The sequence below is a fragment of the Plantactinospora sonchi genome (genome assembly GCF_036422035.1).
Taxonomy (GTDB): Bacteria; Actinomycetota; Actinomycetes; order Mycobacteriales; family Micromonosporaceae; genus Plantactinospora; species Plantactinospora sonchi.
Genome location: NZ_JAZGQK010000032.1, coordinates 27,503 through 43,999, shown reverse-complemented (window position 1 = coordinate 43,999; position 16,497 = coordinate 27,503). Strand labels below are relative to the sequence as shown.

At 69.2% G+C, this 16,497-nt stretch carries 17 protein-coding genes and 3 pseudogenes; 5 read left to right on the top strand and 15 right to left on the bottom strand.

The genetic code is table 11. The features are described from left to right. Window positions 1–400 precede the first annotated feature (400 nt). The gene (locus V1633_RS30800; RefSeq protein ID WP_331217817.1) at window positions 401–1,630 is read right to left on the bottom strand and encodes a serine hydrolase domain-containing protein; all 1,230 of its coding nucleotides are present in this window, start codon (window positions 1,628–1,630) and stop codon (window positions 401–403) included. A gap of 269 nt (window positions 1,631–1,899) precedes the next feature. Here V1633_RS30800 and V1633_RS30795 point away from each other — a divergent pair, with 269 nt between their 5' ends. Next, window positions 1,900–2,628, top strand: coding sequence for a GbsR/MarR family transcriptional regulator (locus V1633_RS30795; RefSeq protein WP_331217816.1), 729 nt, complete (start codon window positions 1,900–1,902; stop codon window positions 2,626–2,628). 784 nt (window positions 2,629–3,412) lie between these two features. Here the strand turns inward: V1633_RS30795 and V1633_RS30790 are convergent. Further along, window positions 3,413–3,759, bottom strand: a pseudogene (locus V1633_RS30790) (transposase); the annotation flags it as partial. A gap of 191 nt (window positions 3,760–3,950) precedes the next feature. After that, window positions 3,951–4,337 (bottom strand): MerR family transcriptional regulator, encoded by a 387-nt coding sequence (locus tag V1633_RS30785; RefSeq protein WP_331217815.1) that lies wholly within the window; start codon window positions 4,335–4,337, stop codon window positions 3,951–3,953. 63 nt (window positions 4,338–4,400) lie between these two features. On the opposite strand from V1633_RS30785, the gene V1633_RS30780 reads away from it, so the two are divergent. The 3 genes from V1633_RS30780 to V1633_RS37085 all read left to right on the top strand — a co-directional run bounded on the left by V1633_RS30780 (window position 4,401) and on the right by V1633_RS37085 (window position 6,532). Continuing rightward, the gene (locus V1633_RS30780) at window positions 4,401–5,081 is read left to right on the top strand and encodes an NADPH-dependent FMN reductase (protein ID WP_331217814.1); all 681 of its coding nucleotides are present in this window, start codon (window positions 4,401–4,403) and stop codon (window positions 5,079–5,081) included. 26 nt (window positions 5,082–5,107) lie between these two features. Continuing rightward, window positions 5,108–5,590 (top strand): MarR family transcriptional regulator, encoded by a 483-nt coding sequence (locus V1633_RS30775; protein ID WP_331217813.1) that lies wholly within the window; start codon window positions 5,108–5,110, stop codon window positions 5,588–5,590. A 66-nt stretch (window positions 5,591–5,656) separates the two neighbouring features. Then, window positions 5,657–6,532: an IS5 family transposase gene (locus V1633_RS37085; RefSeq protein WP_456238651.1), complete on the top strand. Its 876-nt coding sequence runs from the start codon at window positions 5,657–5,659 to the stop codon at window positions 6,530–6,532. Here V1633_RS37085 and V1633_RS30770 read toward each other — a convergent pair. The 3 genes and pseudogenes from V1633_RS30770 to V1633_RS30760 all read right to left on the bottom strand — a co-directional run. Then, a pseudogene (locus V1633_RS30770) lies at window positions 6,450–6,818 on the bottom strand (peptidase inhibitor family I36 protein); the annotation flags it as partial. The gene V1633_RS37085 and the pseudogene V1633_RS30770 overlap by 83 nt on opposite strands. Next, the gene (locus V1633_RS30765) at window positions 6,815–7,006 is read right to left on the bottom strand and encodes a hypothetical protein (RefSeq protein WP_331217811.1); all 192 of its coding nucleotides are present in this window, start codon (window positions 7,004–7,006) and stop codon (window positions 6,815–6,817) included. The gene V1633_RS30765 and the pseudogene V1633_RS30770, both read right to left, overlap by 4 nt. Window positions 7,007–7,188: 182 nt before the next feature. Next, complete coding sequence (locus V1633_RS30760) at window positions 7,189–7,971, bottom strand: LysR family transcriptional regulator (RefSeq protein WP_331217810.1); 783 nt, start codon at window positions 7,969–7,971, stop codon at window positions 7,189–7,191. Window positions 7,972–7,992: 21 nt separating this feature from the next. Between V1633_RS30760 and V1633_RS30755 the strand changes: the two are divergent. Then, a pseudogene (locus tag V1633_RS30755) lies at window positions 7,993–8,187 on the top strand (DUF1330 domain-containing protein); the annotation flags it as partial. A 115-nt stretch (window positions 8,188–8,302) separates the two neighbouring features. Here the strand turns inward: V1633_RS30755 and V1633_RS30750 are convergent. The 9 genes from V1633_RS30750 to V1633_RS30710 all read right to left on the bottom strand — a co-directional run bounded on the left by V1633_RS30750 (window position 8,303) and on the right by V1633_RS30710 (window position 16,481). Continuing rightward, window positions 8,303–9,199 carry a YoaK family protein gene (locus V1633_RS30750; protein ID WP_331217809.1) on the bottom strand — a complete coding sequence of 299 codons (897 nt, stop codon included), beginning with the start codon at window positions 9,197–9,199 and terminating at the stop codon, window positions 8,303–8,305. A 24-nt stretch (window positions 9,200–9,223) separates the two neighbouring features. Further along, window positions 9,224–10,915 (bottom strand): phosphoenolpyruvate--protein phosphotransferase, encoded by a 1,692-nt coding sequence (gene ptsP, locus V1633_RS30745; protein WP_331217808.1) that lies wholly within the window; start codon window positions 10,913–10,915, stop codon window positions 9,224–9,226. Further along, window positions 10,912–11,169: an HPr family phosphocarrier protein gene (locus tag V1633_RS30740; RefSeq protein WP_331217807.1), complete on the bottom strand. Its 258-nt coding sequence runs from the start codon at window positions 11,167–11,169 to the stop codon at window positions 10,912–10,914. Before V1633_RS30740 ends, ptsP begins: the two co-directional genes overlap by 4 nt. Before the next feature lie 142 nt (window positions 11,170–11,311). Then, entirely contained in the window at window positions 11,312–11,986 is a 675-nt protein-coding gene (locus V1633_RS30735; protein ID WP_331217806.1) for a GntR family transcriptional regulator, read from the bottom strand. Beyond that, entirely contained in the window at window positions 11,983–12,465 is a 483-nt protein-coding gene (locus V1633_RS30730; RefSeq protein ID WP_331217805.1) for a PTS system mannose/fructose/N-acetylgalactosamine-transporter subunit IIB, read from the bottom strand. The genes V1633_RS30735 and V1633_RS30730 overlap by 4 nt, the downstream gene beginning before the upstream one ends. Continuing rightward, window positions 12,462–13,664, bottom strand: a complete 1,203-nt coding sequence (gene nagA, locus V1633_RS30725; protein ID WP_331217804.1) for an N-acetylglucosamine-6-phosphate deacetylase — start codon at window positions 13,662–13,664, stop codon at window positions 12,462–12,464. The genes V1633_RS30730 and nagA overlap by 4 nt, the downstream gene beginning before the upstream one ends. After that, a complete protein-coding gene (locus V1633_RS30720; protein WP_331217803.1) occupies window positions 13,661–14,926 on the bottom strand; it encodes a neutral/alkaline non-lysosomal ceramidase N-terminal domain-containing protein in 1,266 nt (421 codons plus the stop codon). Before V1633_RS30720 ends, nagA begins: the two co-directional genes overlap by 4 nt. Then, the gene (locus tag V1633_RS30715) at window positions 14,917–15,648 is read right to left on the bottom strand and encodes a sugar isomerase domain-containing protein (RefSeq protein WP_331217802.1); all 732 of its coding nucleotides are present in this window, start codon (window positions 15,646–15,648) and stop codon (window positions 14,917–14,919) included. Before V1633_RS30715 ends, V1633_RS30720 begins: the two co-directional genes overlap by 10 nt. Beyond that, complete coding sequence (locus V1633_RS30710) at window positions 15,645–16,481, bottom strand: PTS system mannose/fructose/sorbose family transporter subunit IID (RefSeq protein ID WP_331217801.1); 837 nt, start codon at window positions 16,479–16,481, stop codon at window positions 15,645–15,647. Before V1633_RS30710 ends, V1633_RS30715 begins: the two co-directional genes overlap by 4 nt. Window positions 16,482–16,497 lie beyond the last annotated feature (16 nt).

Here is a 16,497-nt window from a genome sequence, read left to right as displayed (position 1 = left end):
CGTGTCCGGCGACTCGGTCACGTTGGCGTACACGCGCGGGGCGCATACTGGCTGTGGCCTCGTCGTGGTCTGGTTCGTGTGTGGTAACCGAATCCAGACCCCGACGAGGCATTCGCCTTGATAGGTGCATCAATCCGGGCGAGTCACGGAGACAACTTCCGGCTGGGCGCTTGGTGCGCACCCTGGCCCCGCCTCATCGAGGACACAGGTGAACAGGCCCACGATCACACCGCACCGGGAAGTGTGAGCCAAGTCAGGTCTCCGGGAGATCTTTCACGCCAACAACCCGCGCGAGCCGTTCCAGATGGAGACGGCGATGGGCATCCACCTTGCGTACTGCTGCGGCAGTTCGACGCCGCCCGCGCAACCGCCGTGCTTCCGCGCGGTGTTCGGCCCCCGGCTATTGAGCCGGCGCGGCCTCGTCGTCCGACCCGGCCTGTCCGCCACAGAACACCTCGTTGACGAGCCTGTGCTGCGCCTTCTGGAACGCCTCCGCCCACTCCGCAAAGGCCAGCTCGGCGTTCCCGGTGGTCAGCGAGGCGGTCAGGGTCTTGCTGCCGTCGGGGGTGCTGTACATCAGCGCCGCCCAGCCCGCGAAGCCGCCGTTGTGGGTGATGAGGGTGCCGCCGTCGTCCGTGGTCAGCACGAACACTCCCAGGCCATAGTCCATGTTCGGGATGCCGGTCGGGTGCGGCGTGCACATCTCGGCCAGCAGCGGCGCCGGCAGCAGCTTGCCGTCCATCAGCCCGGAGATGAACAGGTGGAGGTCCCGCGTGGTCGAGATCATGTCGCCGCCGGTGGAGGTCCAAGAGGGGTTCATGCGGGTGATGTCGACCGTCTTCCACTGGCCCGCGTCCTGGTACGTGTAGTAGCCGTGGGCGTGTGGCTCGGGGATGTCCGGCGAGGTCTCGGGCACGACGGTGCCCGTCAGCCCGAGCGGCTTCATGATCCGCCGCTGCATCTCCTCGGCGAACGAGCGGCCGGTGACCTGCTCGACCAGCAGCCTGGCCAGCACGTAGTTGGTGTTGGAGTAGCTCCAGTCCGTCCCCGGCTCGAACCGCGCCGGCTTGGACAGTGCCAGCTCTACCAGCTCCTGCGGCCGGTAGGTGTGGAACCGATTGTCCACCCACTCCTGACCCTGCCAGGGGATTCCCGCCACGATCGTCCCGTCGGGGTAGTACTCGCCGGTGAAGTTGAACACCCCGCTGGTGTGCTGCAGCAGCATCCGCACGGTGATCCGGCGATCCAGCTTGAACTCGGGCAGGTAGTCGGCCGCTGGGGCGTCGAGCCCGATCTTGCCGTCGGCCACCAACTGCAGCACCAGGGTCGCGGCGAAAGTTTTGGTGTTGCTGCCGATCCGGAAGTGCCCGTTCGTCGGCGGCTTGGCGGCCTCGCCCAACTTGCGCACCCCGGCACTGTCGACCCACTCGCCCCGTTCGTCATGCACGCGCAGCTGCACCCCGGCGAAACCGGAATCGACGATCTCCTGGATGGCCTTCTGCAGCTCCGGGCGATCCTGCCCGGCAGCGGCCTTCGGCAGGTCCCCGCTGTCCGTGGTGGCCACCCCGGGTGCCTCCGCCGCGCCGTCGGGCGCTGGTTCGGAGAAGCCGCTGTTGCCGTTTCCCGTCATGATTCTCCTTGCCTACAACCTCGGCCAGTGTTTGGGGATCACTGAATGATGGCTGCGACGCTACATTGCATTCACTGATTCGTCAACACAGGATAGTCGCCATAGCGCCTAGCGATACCCCGTAACAGGTTCCCTATTGCAATGGGATCGAGCTGAACGCAAGGGACGACCGAGATCTTGCATTGCAATGGGCTCTGTGTGAAGGCATACTGTGCGGCGGGAAGAGCGCGGCGCCTCGTTGCAGCCCGGCAGAGAGGAGACGAACGCCGATGCCCGGCGGAAGACTCACCAACGAGGACCGTCAGCACATCGCTGTAGGTCTGGCCGAGGGACTCGGATACTCAGAAATCGGCCGGCGCCTGGGTCGGCCCGCCTCGACCATCATGCGGGAGGTCACCCGCAACGGCGGACCCAACGATTACCGGGCGGACCGGGCGCACCTGGCCACACAGCATCGTGCGCACCGACGGAAGCAGGCCCAGCCTCCGGCGCCGCCGACCCCCGACAGCGGCCATGGGCGAGACCCCCAAGCGGTCCAAGACTTCACCGAGTCCTTCACCGCTCTCCTGGTCCAGCAGGGGATGCCCCGAATGATGGCCAGGGTGCTGGCCTGCCTTTACACCACCGACTCCGGCACCCTCACCGCCGCAGACCTGATCCAGCGGCTCCGCATCAGCCCGGCGTCGATCTCCCACGCCGTCGCCTACCTCGAACAGCAGGGAATGCTGAGGCGGGAACGAACCCCCGGCATGCGCCGCGAGCGCTATGTCATCGACGATGGGATCCTGCTCCAGTCCCTCCTCGCAACTGTGCAGATGAACGACACCCTGGCAGCCGCATCCCAGTACGGAGCCGAAGTTCTCGGCGCGGCAACCCCGGCCGGCGCCCGCTTCGGGTCCTCCGCCGAACTCCTCCTCCTCGTGAGCCAATCCCTCCGGCACGTGATCCAGCAGTGGCAGCAGAGCCGGATCGCCCTGAGCGCCGAGCGACAGCCATGATCCCTCGCTACTTTCAGTCTGCTGCCCGCACCATTCCTGGCCGGACGCGACGACCTCTCACGCCGCCGTGCCGACGCCCTGCTACGGCAACAGACAGCGGAGGCCGGGCTGCGCCTCTGGGCACGCGTTCGAGCAGCCGCAGACGCCGCCACCCGGCCAGGCCGCCCAGCTAAGAGCCGAACGCAGGGAGATCGCCAACCGACCCGACCGCGCGGCCGTCATAGCTCGTCTCTCCAGACGCTTCGGCGAGGTCCTCTCGGACATGGGCTGGTGGTACCCCCAGGTGGTTCTCTCTCGGGCCAGGCGCAGCACCAGCCGGCGGATTGACCCGGCGGTACGTCGCCGTCCGGCCCGCCGGGGGGCGGGAGAGCCTGGCGGGCCGGCGGGCGATCGGGTCTCGATGCCAGCGCAGCACGGTCTCCGGGCGGATCAGCAGCCGCAGGTTGCGAAGGGGTCGCGGGGTAGCCGGTGTAGAAGAGCAGCCAGCCCGGTCAGGTGGGGTGAACCGGACCCTTCTCGCCGTGCAGCTGCCGTGCAGGACGGTGATCTGGTGGCGCAGCGTGAGGCTCTCGGCGTCTTTGTCCCGGTGGCTCATCTGCAGCAGCCGCAGGAGCACGGGAGCGTTGGTCACGCCGAGGTAGGCCAGTCGCAATAGCACAACAAATCATTTTCGTGCACCGCGCAACGTCGATCGCCCGCTGCATCCAGGCCGTGCGGCTTGAGGCTGCGACCGCGGTCTGATCTCAGTGATCAAGAGGATTGTGACCAGGACGGACGAGGTTTCGGCGGCGTGCTGGTGGGCGCGGCTGGTCATCGAGTCCACGCTCACCATCCAGCCGATCCGGCCGGCCGCGTCGCAGGCGGCCTGCAATCCGGCAAGGATCTTGCCCCAGGTCCCGTCGCGCTGCCAGCGGCGGAACAGGCCGTAGACGGTGGGCCAGGGCGCGTATTCGGCCGGGACATCGCGCCATGGGCACCGACCCGGATCCGCCACCGGATCCCGTCGATGAGCTGCCGTTTCTCCCACTTCGGCGGACGACCTGTCGTCGACGCGGCAGGTAGCAGCGGAGCCAGAACAGCCCACTGCCTGTCGGTCAGGTCATGCCGCCTCGTCACCGCCACGCTGGGCACGAGGTCTCCGGTATGAAGTTCTTGCTTGGTCGCAGAACCAGATACCGGAGACCTCTTCAGTTGTCGATCACCGCCACACGTGACCTCGACGCTGCCGGCCTGACTGACGAAACACGTCTTGGAGCGTGTTTGAGAAGTGTCGGTCGATGGGCGGCATGCCGCTGCCGGTGGCAGGAGGATCGCCCCGTTCCTCACCGTACGATTCCGGTAGTGCACCTGGTTGTGACCGTCTGGAGGGCGTCGAGGTCGTGGCGCAGGTCCGCCACGCGCGCCTCCGCCTCAGCAACCAGCGAGTCGGAGACCCGCGCCCAGTCCTGCGCCGACGGCTTCTCGGGTAGCGCCTGGAAGATGTCGGCGATCTCCCGGACTGTCAGCCCGACTCGCCGAGCGAGTCGGGCGAACCGGATGCGGCAGGCGGCGTTCTCGTCGAACCGGCGCTGGTTCCCGGTGGTTCGGCGCGCGTGGATCAGGCCGTGCTCTTCGTAGAAGCGCACCGCGGACGGAGCGACGTGGCTCGCGTGGGCAACGTCTTTGACGGTGAGCGTGAACGATGGCGGGGCCTGCGTCGTGGTGGTCATGTTCCTAACATGCTGCAACGCGCCCTTGACTTCAACCTTTGTTGAACGTCCAGCATCAGCTGTATGCAGATCCCAGGAGACAGCGGTGCCCCGACGGCCGTGATCGTGCCGGTCGGCGAGATCGCGGGCGCGCAGTCCCGCCCGTCGGCGGAGCAAGCGCAGGTGCTTCCAGAGCGCGCTCTCAGGCTGGCAGTCGTAGTTGCGAGTGTCCGCGAGGGCCGTCTTGGCGCCGCGGTCGCCTCGTGGTTTTCCGACGAGGCGAAGAGGCACGGTCGATTTGATGTCGATCTGATCGACCTTGCAACCGCCTCGCTCCCGCTGGGGCTCACGAACGACCCCCCGTCTGAGCTGATGGATGTGACGTCGAGGCTGGAGTCGGCCGACGCGTTCGTCGTCGTCACCCCCGAGTACAATCACAGCTTTCCGGCGTCCATCAAGAGCCTCATCGACTGGCACTTCAGCCAGTGGCGCGCGAAGCCGGTCGGCTTCGTCTCCTACGGCGGACGATCGGGCGGCGTGCGCGCGGTTGAAGCCCTCCGGCTGGTGCTTGCCGAGATGCATGCCGTCACCATTCGGGACACTGTCAGCTTTCCGATGGTCTGGGAGACCTTCGGAGATGACGGTCGGCCGGTCGACGAAGAAGAGTCCGCAGCGGCGGCGCAGGCGCTGCTGGACCAGCTCGCCTGGTGGGCCACGGCCTTGCTCCAAGCTCGTACCAGATCGCCCTACCCGGCGCACGCATGACCCCGAACGATATCGAAGGAGCAGTGATGGCCCTCCCGATGCAGGCCGACGCCAACCAGGTGGCCGCGTACTGGACGCGGCTGGCGTACGAGTCCATCATCCGGTTCACCCGTGACGAGCAGGCCAAGCGCGGCTTCACGCAGCCGCAGTTCTGGATCCTGCGCCACCTATCCCCTCACGACCTCGCACCTGATGACGGCGCAGCAAGGACAATTCCCCAGCTTCAGCAAGCCATGACGGAGTACATCCGCCACGACGACGACCTCGCGAGCGAAGCCGAGGTGCTCCTTGGCCGCGGATGGATCCACGCAGATCACGACGGCTGCCTACGAATCACCGACGCCGGCGAGGCAGCTCGCCTACAGATGAAGCAGTCCGCTCCCGAGATCCGGTCGCTGATCCATCGAGGTATCGACGACGCGGACTACGTTGCGGCGCTGAGAGTGCTGCACAAACTCATCGCCAACACCACCCTGGTGCCGGAGACGGAAGCCGTAAAACTTGCTTGAGAAGCGCTCGGGCCTTGCCCGGTGCGTCCGCGTGACTGCCGGCGTCGATGCGGTCAAGGTGTCCGAATGTCTCGACAGCGGCGGTATCCTTCGGACCTGACCGATGAGCAATGGGCGCTGGTCGCACCGTTGTTGCCACAACCGAAACGCGGTGGGCGGCCGGAAAGGCACCCGCGAGGGTCTGTTGTGGATGGCATTTTGTACGTCGTGCGTACCTGTGGTGCCTGGCGGTACCTGCCATCCGACTTCCCGCCGTGGCAGAGGGTGTACTGGCACTTCAAGCAGTGGGAGGAAGCCAGGGCCACCGAGACGATGCTCGCCGCGCTGCGGGTTCAGGTGCGCGTCCAGCAAGGCCGCAACCCTGAACCCAGCGCAGGCATCATCGACCCCCAAAGCGTCAAGGGCGCCGACACCGTCGGCCGCGACAGCCGCGGCTACGACGCCGGCAAGAAGATCAACGGACGGAAACGCTTCATCGTCACCGACACCCTCGGCCTCCTCATCGTCGTGGTCGTGCTCGCCGCCAGCGTCCAGGACCGCGACGGCGCCAAAACCACCCTGCTGAGCCTGTACCTGACCGCGCCGGTCCGGTACGTCTACGCCGACGCCGGATTTGCCGGCAAACTCGCCCGCGACTACGAACGTGACCCCGCCACCTCCGAAGCCATCATCCGCTGGGCCGCATCAACACCATCACCAGCCGAATCCTCAGAGGCGGACCAGCAGCCCGCCAACAACGCTGGCACTGGCCCGACCAATCATGACCCACTTCTCAAACACGCTCTTAGCAGGGCTTGGCGTACCAGTACGGATCGAATTCCACCCAGCTGGCGCCGGCCCCTTCGACGAAGGCGTGGGCTTCATTGCCATTCTGGTCCAGCAGATAGGCCCACGTGCTCGGAGTCTGGTTGTTGTAGACGGACCCCCAGCCGTTCCAGTTGAAGAGCGCGTAGTTGCCGCAGGCGTAGATCACGAACATGCGTCCCCGGAATTCGCCCTCGGTGTAGAGGCACAGGGCGGTGTAGGGACAGGATCCGGCGGCCTGTGAGGAGATTCCGGAAACGCTCGCGTTGTTGTTGTCGTCGGGCCCGACCTGGATGGCCTGCGCGGAGATTCCGGCGACGCTCGCGCGGTTGCTGTCGTCGGGGCTGGCGTGGGCGGCTGAGGGCACCGTGAGGGTGGCGGCGACAGCAGCGAGTGCGGCGATGAGGAACAGCCGTGGTTTCATGCGACTACAGTGATCAATAGATGGCACTGTGTCAATAGATCCGGTCTGTGGGGAAAATAACGCAGACGTCCTGATTGTTTGAATCGGGCTCGTGACCAGCCGAAGCAGAGATAGTAGGCGCCGTCGGCGGGTTGCTGATGCTGCGCCAGCTCCCGCCGCTCGACACCATCCGCCAGGTTGTCGATCACGACGAGCGGTGTACGACTCGGACCGGACCCAGGGCCATCATCGGATGCTGATCCACCGGCGTAGCGAGGTCGTGTCGGACATTCGGCAAGACCACCGTCGTCGTCATCACCGCGAAGTCCGCCGGGCGCAGGGTCTTCGGCCTCGCCACCGCAGGCGTCCGTCTCGCTTGACCTCTTGCGCGTCAGTCCGGCAGCCAGTGCATCTCGTGCGCCAGGGCTTTGGCGACCGCACGGATGCGGCGGTGTAGTGGCGACTGCTCGCGTGGGAGGACCAGGTGGATCGTCAGGCTGGGCGCGCCTCGCAGTGGTCGCCAGGTGAAACCGGCCGGTTGTGCCGTGGCCGCGGCTTCTCCGGCCGGGGCGAGGGTGACCCCGTCGCGCAGGTCGCGCTGAGACATGTCGAAAGAGACTGCGGGCGTGCGGAATCGGGGGTGTGTTCGGGTGTCTCGGAACAGCGCGGACAGCTGATCGTGGATCACGGGGTTGGCCGCACGGTCCGGGAGTCGCAGCGGATACGCGGCCGCGTCGGCGATCTCGATCTCCGGGTGTTCGGCCAGCGGATGGTGCTGCGCCATCTGGACCCCGATGCGCGCACGCCGCAGCAGGAACCGGCGCACGCCACGGCCCGGCTGTTCACCGCGGGTGATCCCGGCATCGATGCGGCCGTCGGCGACCGTGGGGGAGATCTGCGGTGTCGCCATCGGGACCGCGCCGACCTCGAGTCCGCTGTTGCCGCGAATCAGCCTGTCCACCAGGGCCGGTGCCGTCTCGGCCCCGGTGCTGAGGCTGTATCCGATGCGCAGCGTGCCCAGTTCACCGGCCGCCGCGCTCCGGGCGGTGTCCCATGCCCGGTCCAGCGCCGCCAGCGCGGGCGGCGCGGACTCCGCCAAAGCCGCACCGGCCGTGGTCAATACGACGCTACGCGTGTTGCGGACCAGCAGGGCCGTACCGAGTTCCGCCTCCAATCGGCGCATCCGGGCGCTGGGGGCGGGCGCACCCTGTCCCGTGGCGGTCGAGTCGTCGCCCACGAGGCCGGAATCACGCAACGCGTCGTTCTGATCGAGTTCGACAGCTTTGAACAGGCCGTCGCGGCATACGAGAGCGAGGCGTACCAGAAGGCGCTGGTGGCCCTCCCCGACGGCGTCGAGCGCGACTTCCGCATCATCGAAGGCATCGACTGACCCGCGGCCCAGCCATCACTGAGCATCCGTCACCTGATACGCACACGGTGCACATGCCAGCGCGGCGTGATCGGTGATCCGTTCGGGCGGCACTTGTAGAACCAGCAGACAGGGTTCACAGCTCGCTTGCCTCTCGGGGCGACGCGGCACGGGCTCCGCTGCGGTCGCGCGTATTGAAGAAGGCCCCAAGTACGACGGTCGCGAGCAGAACGGAGGGGACGAGCGGGGCGAGGAGCCGGACGTGGGTGAGGAGCAGTGCGCCGACGGCTGCTCCGGCCACGAGCCCCAGCAGGATGAAGGCCGGTCGGCGCAACGCTCCGATCGGTCGTCTGGCTGCCAGTCCGGTGATGAGTGTTGTCAGTGTGCCGGTCAGGTAGGTCGTCGACAGGCCGGCGACCCCGAACCGACCGATCGCGGCGCTCTGGATGCCGAGACCGGCTGCGCTGGCGGCCAGGAGTGCCAGCTGGACTGCTGCCGTCGGGGCGGCTCCAGTGACAAGCCAGACGATTCCGGTCGCGAGGAACAGTCCGAACTCCACGGCGAGTGCGGCGGTCACCCTGGGGGGCCACACCGGGTCGGTCGCAACGTGCTCGCCGGCGATCCGCGCGCCGACGAACGTGCCCGCGACGTATCCGAGAATCGCCGTCAGCACGTGGCCCGCGAGTGCGGTCTCCCAGCCGGCCGCCGCCGCTCCCAGCAACACCATGTTGCCGGTCATCACGCTGGTGAACGAACCACCGAGCCCGAGGAAGCCGAACGCGTCGATGGCGCCGCTGAAGATCGCCAGGATGACGACGTAGATGTTCCGGCGTCGGCGATCCGCTGCCTCGGTTCGGGGATCGCCTGGATCCATTCGTACGTGGGCTGCGCGCAGATCGCCGACCTGTCGGGCCTCCCCGGGCCGGTGGTGTGTCCGGTCGTCTCGCTGGGCTTCGGGACCGCGTTGCCGACGCAGAGGTACGGCAGCCGCGGCGCCCCCGTTGGTGATCGTCCTATGGTCAAGATTTTCCACTGCGGATCTTTTCTGTCCTCAGGTTCACAGCTCGTCGGCGGCTTCCCGGACCACCGCGCGGGCCTGCGCCGCCGAGCCGGCGCTACGCGCGAGGCCGGCCATCCGGACGCACTCGTCGTAGGTGTACCGGCCCAGCGTGGCGCGTACCGCGCCGAGCGCGGTCGGGGCCATCGACAGTGAGCCCACGCCCAGCCCGACCAGCACGCAGGCCAGCAGCGGATCGGCGGCAGACTCACCGCACACGCCGATCGGTTTGCCGGCGCTTGCGGCGGCACCGGCACTGATGCCGATCAGACGCAGCACCGCAGGGTGCCACGGGTCCAGCAGGTGGGCGAGCGTGCCGAGTTGCCGATCGGCTGCCAGCGCGTACTGGGCCAGGTCATTGGTGCCGAGGCTGACGAAGGCCGCCGAGACCAGGATCTCCTCGGTGAGCAGCGCCGCGGATGGCACCTCGATCATCACGCCGGCCGTCGCCAGCCCGGCCCGCCGGGCCTGAGCGACGAACCACTCCGCTTCGGCCGGTTCGCCGACCATGGGCGCCATCACCCATACCGTGGTGGACGTGCCGGACTGGGCACGAGCGATCGCGGCGAGCTGGTCGCGCAGGATGTCGGGGTGCGCCCGAAGCGCTCGGATGCCGCGCAGACCGAGAGCCGGGTTGGGCTCCTTCCCCACCGGAAGGAAGGCCAGCGGCTTGTCGGCGCCGGCGTCCAGCACCCGTACCACCACCCGCCGGTCGCCCAGCTCGGTGAAGATCCTGCGGTAGATCCCCTCCTGCTCCTCGACGGAGGGCGCGTGCTCCGCGTCGAGGTAGAGAAACTCGGTGCGCAGCAATCCGACTCCCTCGGCGCCGGCAGCGAGTGCCCCGGCGACATCGTCGGGACCACCGATGTTCGCCAACAGGGCCACCGCTTTCCCATCGGCGGTGGCGCCTGCCCCTACGGCGCCGGCCGACCCGACCACGGCGGCCGCGGCGGCACGGGCCGCGCCGACCCTGGCCGGCTCGGGGTTCAGGACGACGACGTGGTGGGCAGGATCGACCAGAACCTCGTCGCCGTCGCGCAGCCGGGCCGCACCGGCACAGCCGACCATCGCCGGAATCCCGCGCGAACGAGCGAGGATCGCGGTGTGGCTGGTTGGTCCGCCCTCCACCGTCACCAGCGCGACGACCTTTGACAGGTCGAGCGTGGCGGTGTCCGCTGGCGCCAGGTCGGTGGCGACGAGCACGTACGGGTGGGGCAGTTCAGGCACCCCGGGCGGCGGCAGGCCCAGGCTGGCCGCGATCGCCCGGTTGCGTATGTCGTCGAGGTCGGCGACACGGGCGGCGAGGTACTCTCCCGCGCCAGCAAGCGCCTCCCGGTAGCCGGCGAAGGCCTCGTAGATCGCCCGGGCGGCGGTTCGGCCGGCCTTCACGCCCTCCTCCACGGCCGCGGCGAGGCTGAAGTCCTCGGCCATCAGCGCCTGCGCCTCCAGCACGTCCGCCGCATCGCCGCCGGCCTGGGCAGCCCGGTCGCGCAGATCGGCGGCCACCGCGGCGAGCGCCTGCCGGGCCCGTTTCCGTTCCACGTCGGCCGGTTCCTGACTGGCCGCCGCGGACGGCGGTGGCGGCGGGTCGGCCATGCGGGCGACCACACCGACTTCGGCGACGAGGCCGATCCCGACACCGGAGAGCTCAGTTTCGGGGCGGGCCCGTTCGACGGTCGGGGACTCGCTCATTCCTGCTCCAGCAGCGTCGCGAGGTCGTCGAGCACGCTGTCGGCGGTTGGTCCCTCGGCGGCAAGCACCACCTGGTCGCCCTGCCCGACGTTGAGCGAGAGCACGGCCAGGATGCTGCGGGCGTCGACCGGAGTGCCGCCGACCCGCGCGACGGTCACCGGGATCCCGGCGGCCGCGACCGCCTTGACAAAGGCCGCGGCCGGGCGGGCGTGCAGCCCGACCGGCGAGCCGATCGTGACGTTGCGTTCTGACATCGGTATGCCTTCCCTCTGTTCGTGATCAGTTGTCTGTCGGTCGTCAGCGGCCAGGCCACGCCGGCGCCTCCGCCAACGCGGGCGCGCGCGGCGTGGCTGCCCGCACAGCGACCACCGCGAGCACGGTCATCGTCCGGCCGGGTCACGCCATGGGTACGAAGCGTTCGGCGAAGGCGGACCCGGTCTGACTGACGTGGTCGGTCATCAGCTCGGCGGCGCGCCGCTCATCCCGATCGGTCAGCGCCTTGAGGATCTCCTCGTGCTGTTCCCAGCTGGAGGGTGCGCGCTTCACGGCGACCACGGCGAAGTACCAGTCGATCCGCTTCTGCAGCCCGGCCAGTACGTCGGTGAGCACCGCGTTCCCGGCGCTTCGGATGATCAGGGCGTGGAACGAGTGGTTGAGGTCGACCAGAACGCGGGTGTCGACGCCACCGGCAGCGGCGGCACCGCGCTCGTACATCTCGTTCAGCTCGCGCAGGGTCGGTTCGGTGATCCGCTGGGCGGCGAGCCGGGCGGCCTGCGCCTCCAGGACCGTACGAACCTGGAACACGTCGTCGATCTCCTGACGGGTCGGCACGTGCACGTAGGCGCCGCGACCCTGGCGCAGGTCGACGAAGCCGTCTTGCGCGAGGTGCTGCAGGGCTTCCCGGATCGGTTGACGGCTGACCTGCAGCCGTTCGGCCATGGTCTCCTCCCGCAGGCGTTCGCCCGCACCGAGCACGCCGTGCACGATCATGTCTTCCAGCGTCTCGCGCACCGTTTCACGCAGCGGTCCGGGCCGGCTCACCGGGCGCCAGGCGGCGCTACCGTCGCTCATCCGCGCAGCACGAGGGCGCCGAGGTCGGTACGGCTCTGGTCGGGCAGCCACTGTGCGATCAGGCTCACCCCGGCCTGCGCCAACTCCTGCCACACGACCAGCTCCTCGGGACTGGCATAGACCTCCTTGGTGAGCTTGGTTCGCCCGGGACCGGTGTGCACATTGCCCACGTTCACCGTGTCGAAGGGCAGGCCGGCGCTGCGCAGGCGGGACAGCTCGATCGGCCCGCGGACGATGACGAGTACCTTCGCCCGGTCGAACTCACCGCCGGTGAGGGCCGCCGCTGCCGCCTCGACCGGCATGATGGTGACTCCTACACCGGTCGGCGCTGCCATCCGCATCAGGCTTGACTGCAACGGGTCGGCGCCCACCTTGTCGTCAGCGACAACGATGTGGTCGACACCAAGCGACCGGGTCCAGCCAACGACCACCTGGCCGTGGATGAGCCGGTCGTCCACCCGGATCAGTTGCACAGTCATGTTGTTGCCTCCTCATTGCTGAATAGCGGGGTGCCCCGCGCGATCGTGTGTCGCAGGGTCAGATCGGCACGCAGCACGACGATGTCGGCGTGCGCGCCGGGGGAGAGGGTGCCGCGATCGGTCAGGCCGAGCGAGCGGGCTGGGGTCTGCGCGGCCATCCGCAGTGCGTCGGCCGGATCCACCCCGGCGACATCCACCATCAGTCGCACCATGTCGGCGAGGCGGAGCACGCTGCCGGCGAGCCCGCCGGAGAGCGTGTTGGCCCGCCCGTTCTCGACGACCACCTCGGTACCTTCGAAGCGGCGGTGCCGCCCGTCGGGCAGCCCGGCCACATCGGTGCCGTCGCTGACCAGCATGACGCGGTCGGGGCCGGCCACATCGACGGCGAACCTGAGCATCCGGGGTGCGACATGCAGTCCGTCGGCGACCAGCTCGCAGCTGACCCGCTCGTCGGTGAGCAGTACCGGAATCGGTCCCGGTTCCCGGTGGTGGATCGGCGGTAGCGCGTTGAACAGGTGCGTCACGCGGCGTACGCCCGCGTCGACGGCTTCGGTCGCCTCCCGGTCGGTGGCGGCGGAGTGGCCGAGCGCCACACGGACGCCGGCATTGGCGAGGCGCCGTACCGCGGCCATGCCGCCGGCGAGTTCCGGGGCGAGGGTCACCACCCGGAGGGCGCCGGCGGCGAGGTCGAGCAGTCGTTCGAGTTCGGCGGTCATCGGCGCCCGCAGGTGCTCGCGGCGGTGCACGCCGCGGAAGGACTCGCTGAGGAACGGGCCCTCCAGATGGATGCCGAGCAGCTCGACGCCGTCACCGCCGATCGGGCCGGTCAGCGCGGCAAGGCCGGCGATTGCGGCAGCGGTCGTCTGCGGGTCGAGGGTCGCGGTTCCGGCCAGGCAGGACGTGACCCCGCCGGCCGCCAGGTATTCGGAGATCCGACTGAGGCAGGTGGGATCGGCGGACATGAAGTTGGCGCCCCGCCCGCCGTGGACGTGTGTGTCGATGAACCCGGGGGCGACGACGCATCCGGTGACGTCCATGATCTGCGCGCCATCGAGGGCGGCGCCGGCCGGCAGGAGCGCCTCGATCCGTCCGCCGCGCACGATCAGCTCGCCCCGGGCCAGGCGGCCGTCCGGCCACAACACGCGGCCGCCGGTCAGCGCCAGCCGGTCGGGCGCTTCGGTACGCCCGTCGTCAATCATGCTTCCTCCAAGGTGCGCAGCTGCCGGGCGAGCGCGGCCGCGACCAGTTCGGCGGCTCCGGGCGCCGCGATCGCGACCTCGGCCTCGTATCCGGTCGTCATGTCCGCGGTGGTCAGGTAGCCGATGTAGTCGCCGGCGTACCCGATCGGCAGGGTCACCGGATATCGGCTGGCCGCCCGTACGGTGCGGCCGACCGCGGTGACCGGCTCGCCTGGTAGGGCGGCCAACGCGAGGTCGCCCAGCACGATGGTGTGCGCCTCCGCGATCACCGGTTGCGTCGGCTCGCCGGAGCGCACCCGGTCGAGCCGCCGCCGCAGCCCCTGCACCTCGGTCTCCAGCACTCGCCGCCGGGGCGTGTCGGCCTCGTCCGCCAGCCGTGCCTCGGCAGCGGTCAGCCGCCGCCGCACCGCGGACGGATCGTCGGACGCGGCCGGCAACTCGACCACCTCCCGGCATGTTCTCGTCGGTGCCACCCGCACCGGGCGCCACGGCCCGTGCCATGCCTCGGTGACCAGGCCAGCGAGCCGGCGGAGCTCCTGCGGGGTCTGGGCCTGTCGGGTGAACCGGGTGCTCACGTCACCGGCCGTGCCGTTGACGTACAACACCGGCAGGTCGGTGTCCGCACGCAGCGCGGCCCGGACGTCGCCGGGAAGGTCCGGGGAGATCAGCGTGTTCCGTGCGCCGAGCACCGTGGGATGGCAGGCGAAATTCCACAGGTACGCGAGCGGGTTTCCCCGCCGGTCGGCGATCAGAAGCAGGGTGGCGCTCTGGTCCACCGGCCGGGTCGGGTCGTGCCGGTGGGCGGCGACGCCCGGTACCTGGCCGGTGCGGACCGACACCTCCGCGGGCCCGACCGAGGCGAGTGCCGCGTCGACCGCGGCCCGGGTGGCGTCGAGGTAGGCGCCGCGTACCACCGGGTCGACCGCCGCCGCCCCCTCGGCGCCTCCGGTACGCAACCCGGCCGGCCCGGAGTGGGTGTGCGAGGCGGCGACGAGGACCTGGTCGGCGCCGAAGCCGCGATCCGCCACGGATTCGCGGATCGCCGCGACGAAGCCGCGGTCGACGCCCACCGCGTCCACGGCCAGCAGCAGCACCAGGTGGTCGGCGTACCCGAGCGCCAGGGCGTTGACCTCCAGCGGGCGCAGCACTCCGGAACTGGGTTCGGTGCGCGTCCCGTACCCCGCCATCGGCACGGTCGGCGGCAGCGCCACGACCGCGCTACCCGCCCCGGCGCGAGCCCCCGGCGAGGTGGTCACATCCACCGCAGCTCCGGCAACCGATCCAGGTAACGGGCGGCGACAGCGGCGTTGTGCTCGTCGCCACCGGGCAGGTTGCGGCTGCGCCGGATCGGTGGTTGGTGGCCGTGCTCCACCAGCCACCGCGTCGCCTCGACGAGCGTGGCGTGCATCAACGCCGAGGCCGCGACCGTGGAGGCCGGCCCGACCGGCGGGGTGTCGGCCGGATGGAACAGGGCGTCACCGGCGGGCACCCCGGTGTCGAGGAAGATGTCGACGACCTCCATCAGCCGCTGACCGCTGCTGTGCGTGCTTTCACCGGCCAGCGAGTGTGCCGCCGAGCCGAGCCCGATCACCGTGGCGCCCCGGGCCTTGCCGCCCAGCGCCACGTCGATCGGCAGCGGGTTGAGGCCGGAGTTGGAGATGACGACGAGGACCTCGCCGGCGCGGATGTCCGAGCGCTTCAGCACGATCTCGCCGATGCCTTCGACGCGCTCCACCTCGCAGACCCACTCGTCGGGACAGATCGCCTCGGAGTTCGTCATGGTCGCCGCGCGTACCGCGGTGTCGATGGCGACGAGCCGGGAGTGTCCGGAGCCGAACAGGTGGATGATGCCGTCGGCGGCGACGCACTCGCCGATCGCCCGCGCCGCCGCCTGGATCTGCTTCGCGCATTGCGTCTGACGCGACGAGATCACCTCGGCGAGGCGGGTCAGGTAGTCCGCGGCCCGCGGTGCCTCGGCGGTCACGCCAGCACTCCGAAGTAGCCGCCGACGAAGCCGACGACGGCGGCTCCGAGCAGCACGATGATGGGAGAGACGCGGCGGCGCATCAGCATGAAGACGACCAGGGTCGCCGCCAGCGGCAGCGCGAACGGCAGCACCTGGTCCAGCGACTCCTGCAGCTTCAGGGTCGCCTCGCCGTTGTGATAGCTCAGCGGGGTGGAGACCTTCAACAGCGTGGCGACCAGGGCTCCGGTCACGGCCAGGCCGAGTATGGTCGCGCTGGACTTGAGCCGCTCGATCTGGGCCGGGTCCAGGTGTTCGAAGAACCGGGTGCCGTGCCGGTAGCCCAGCGATGTGCCGTAGATGCGGAATGCGAACTGTATGACGAGCAGACCCAGGAAGAAGATGATCGGTCCGGCGATGTTGCCGTTGACCGCGAGCGCCGCGCAGACACCACCCATGATCGGCCGAATGGTGCCGAAGACCATCGAGTCGCCGATCCCGGCCAGCGGCGCCATCATCCCGACCTTCACCGAGTTGATGGTCTCGTCGGTGAGTTCTTCGGCGCCCGCGGCGCGCTTGCGCTCCATGCCGGCCACCACGCCGAGGACCGGTCCCACGGTCCACGGGTGGGTGTTGAAGTAGACAAGGTGCCGCTTGTAGGCGGCGGTCCGCTCGGTGCGGTCGGGGTAAAGCCGGTCGAGCATCGGGCGGAGGACCCACCACAGGCCCAGGTTCTGGAACCGCTCGTAGTTGAACGCGCCCTGCAGAAGCAGCGACCGTCGGACGAGCTGGCGGATTTCTTTGGCATCGGACTGGGCAGTAGGCTCGCTCGCCCGCTCCGTTGTTGTCGGCATCGTGGAGGCCTTTCGG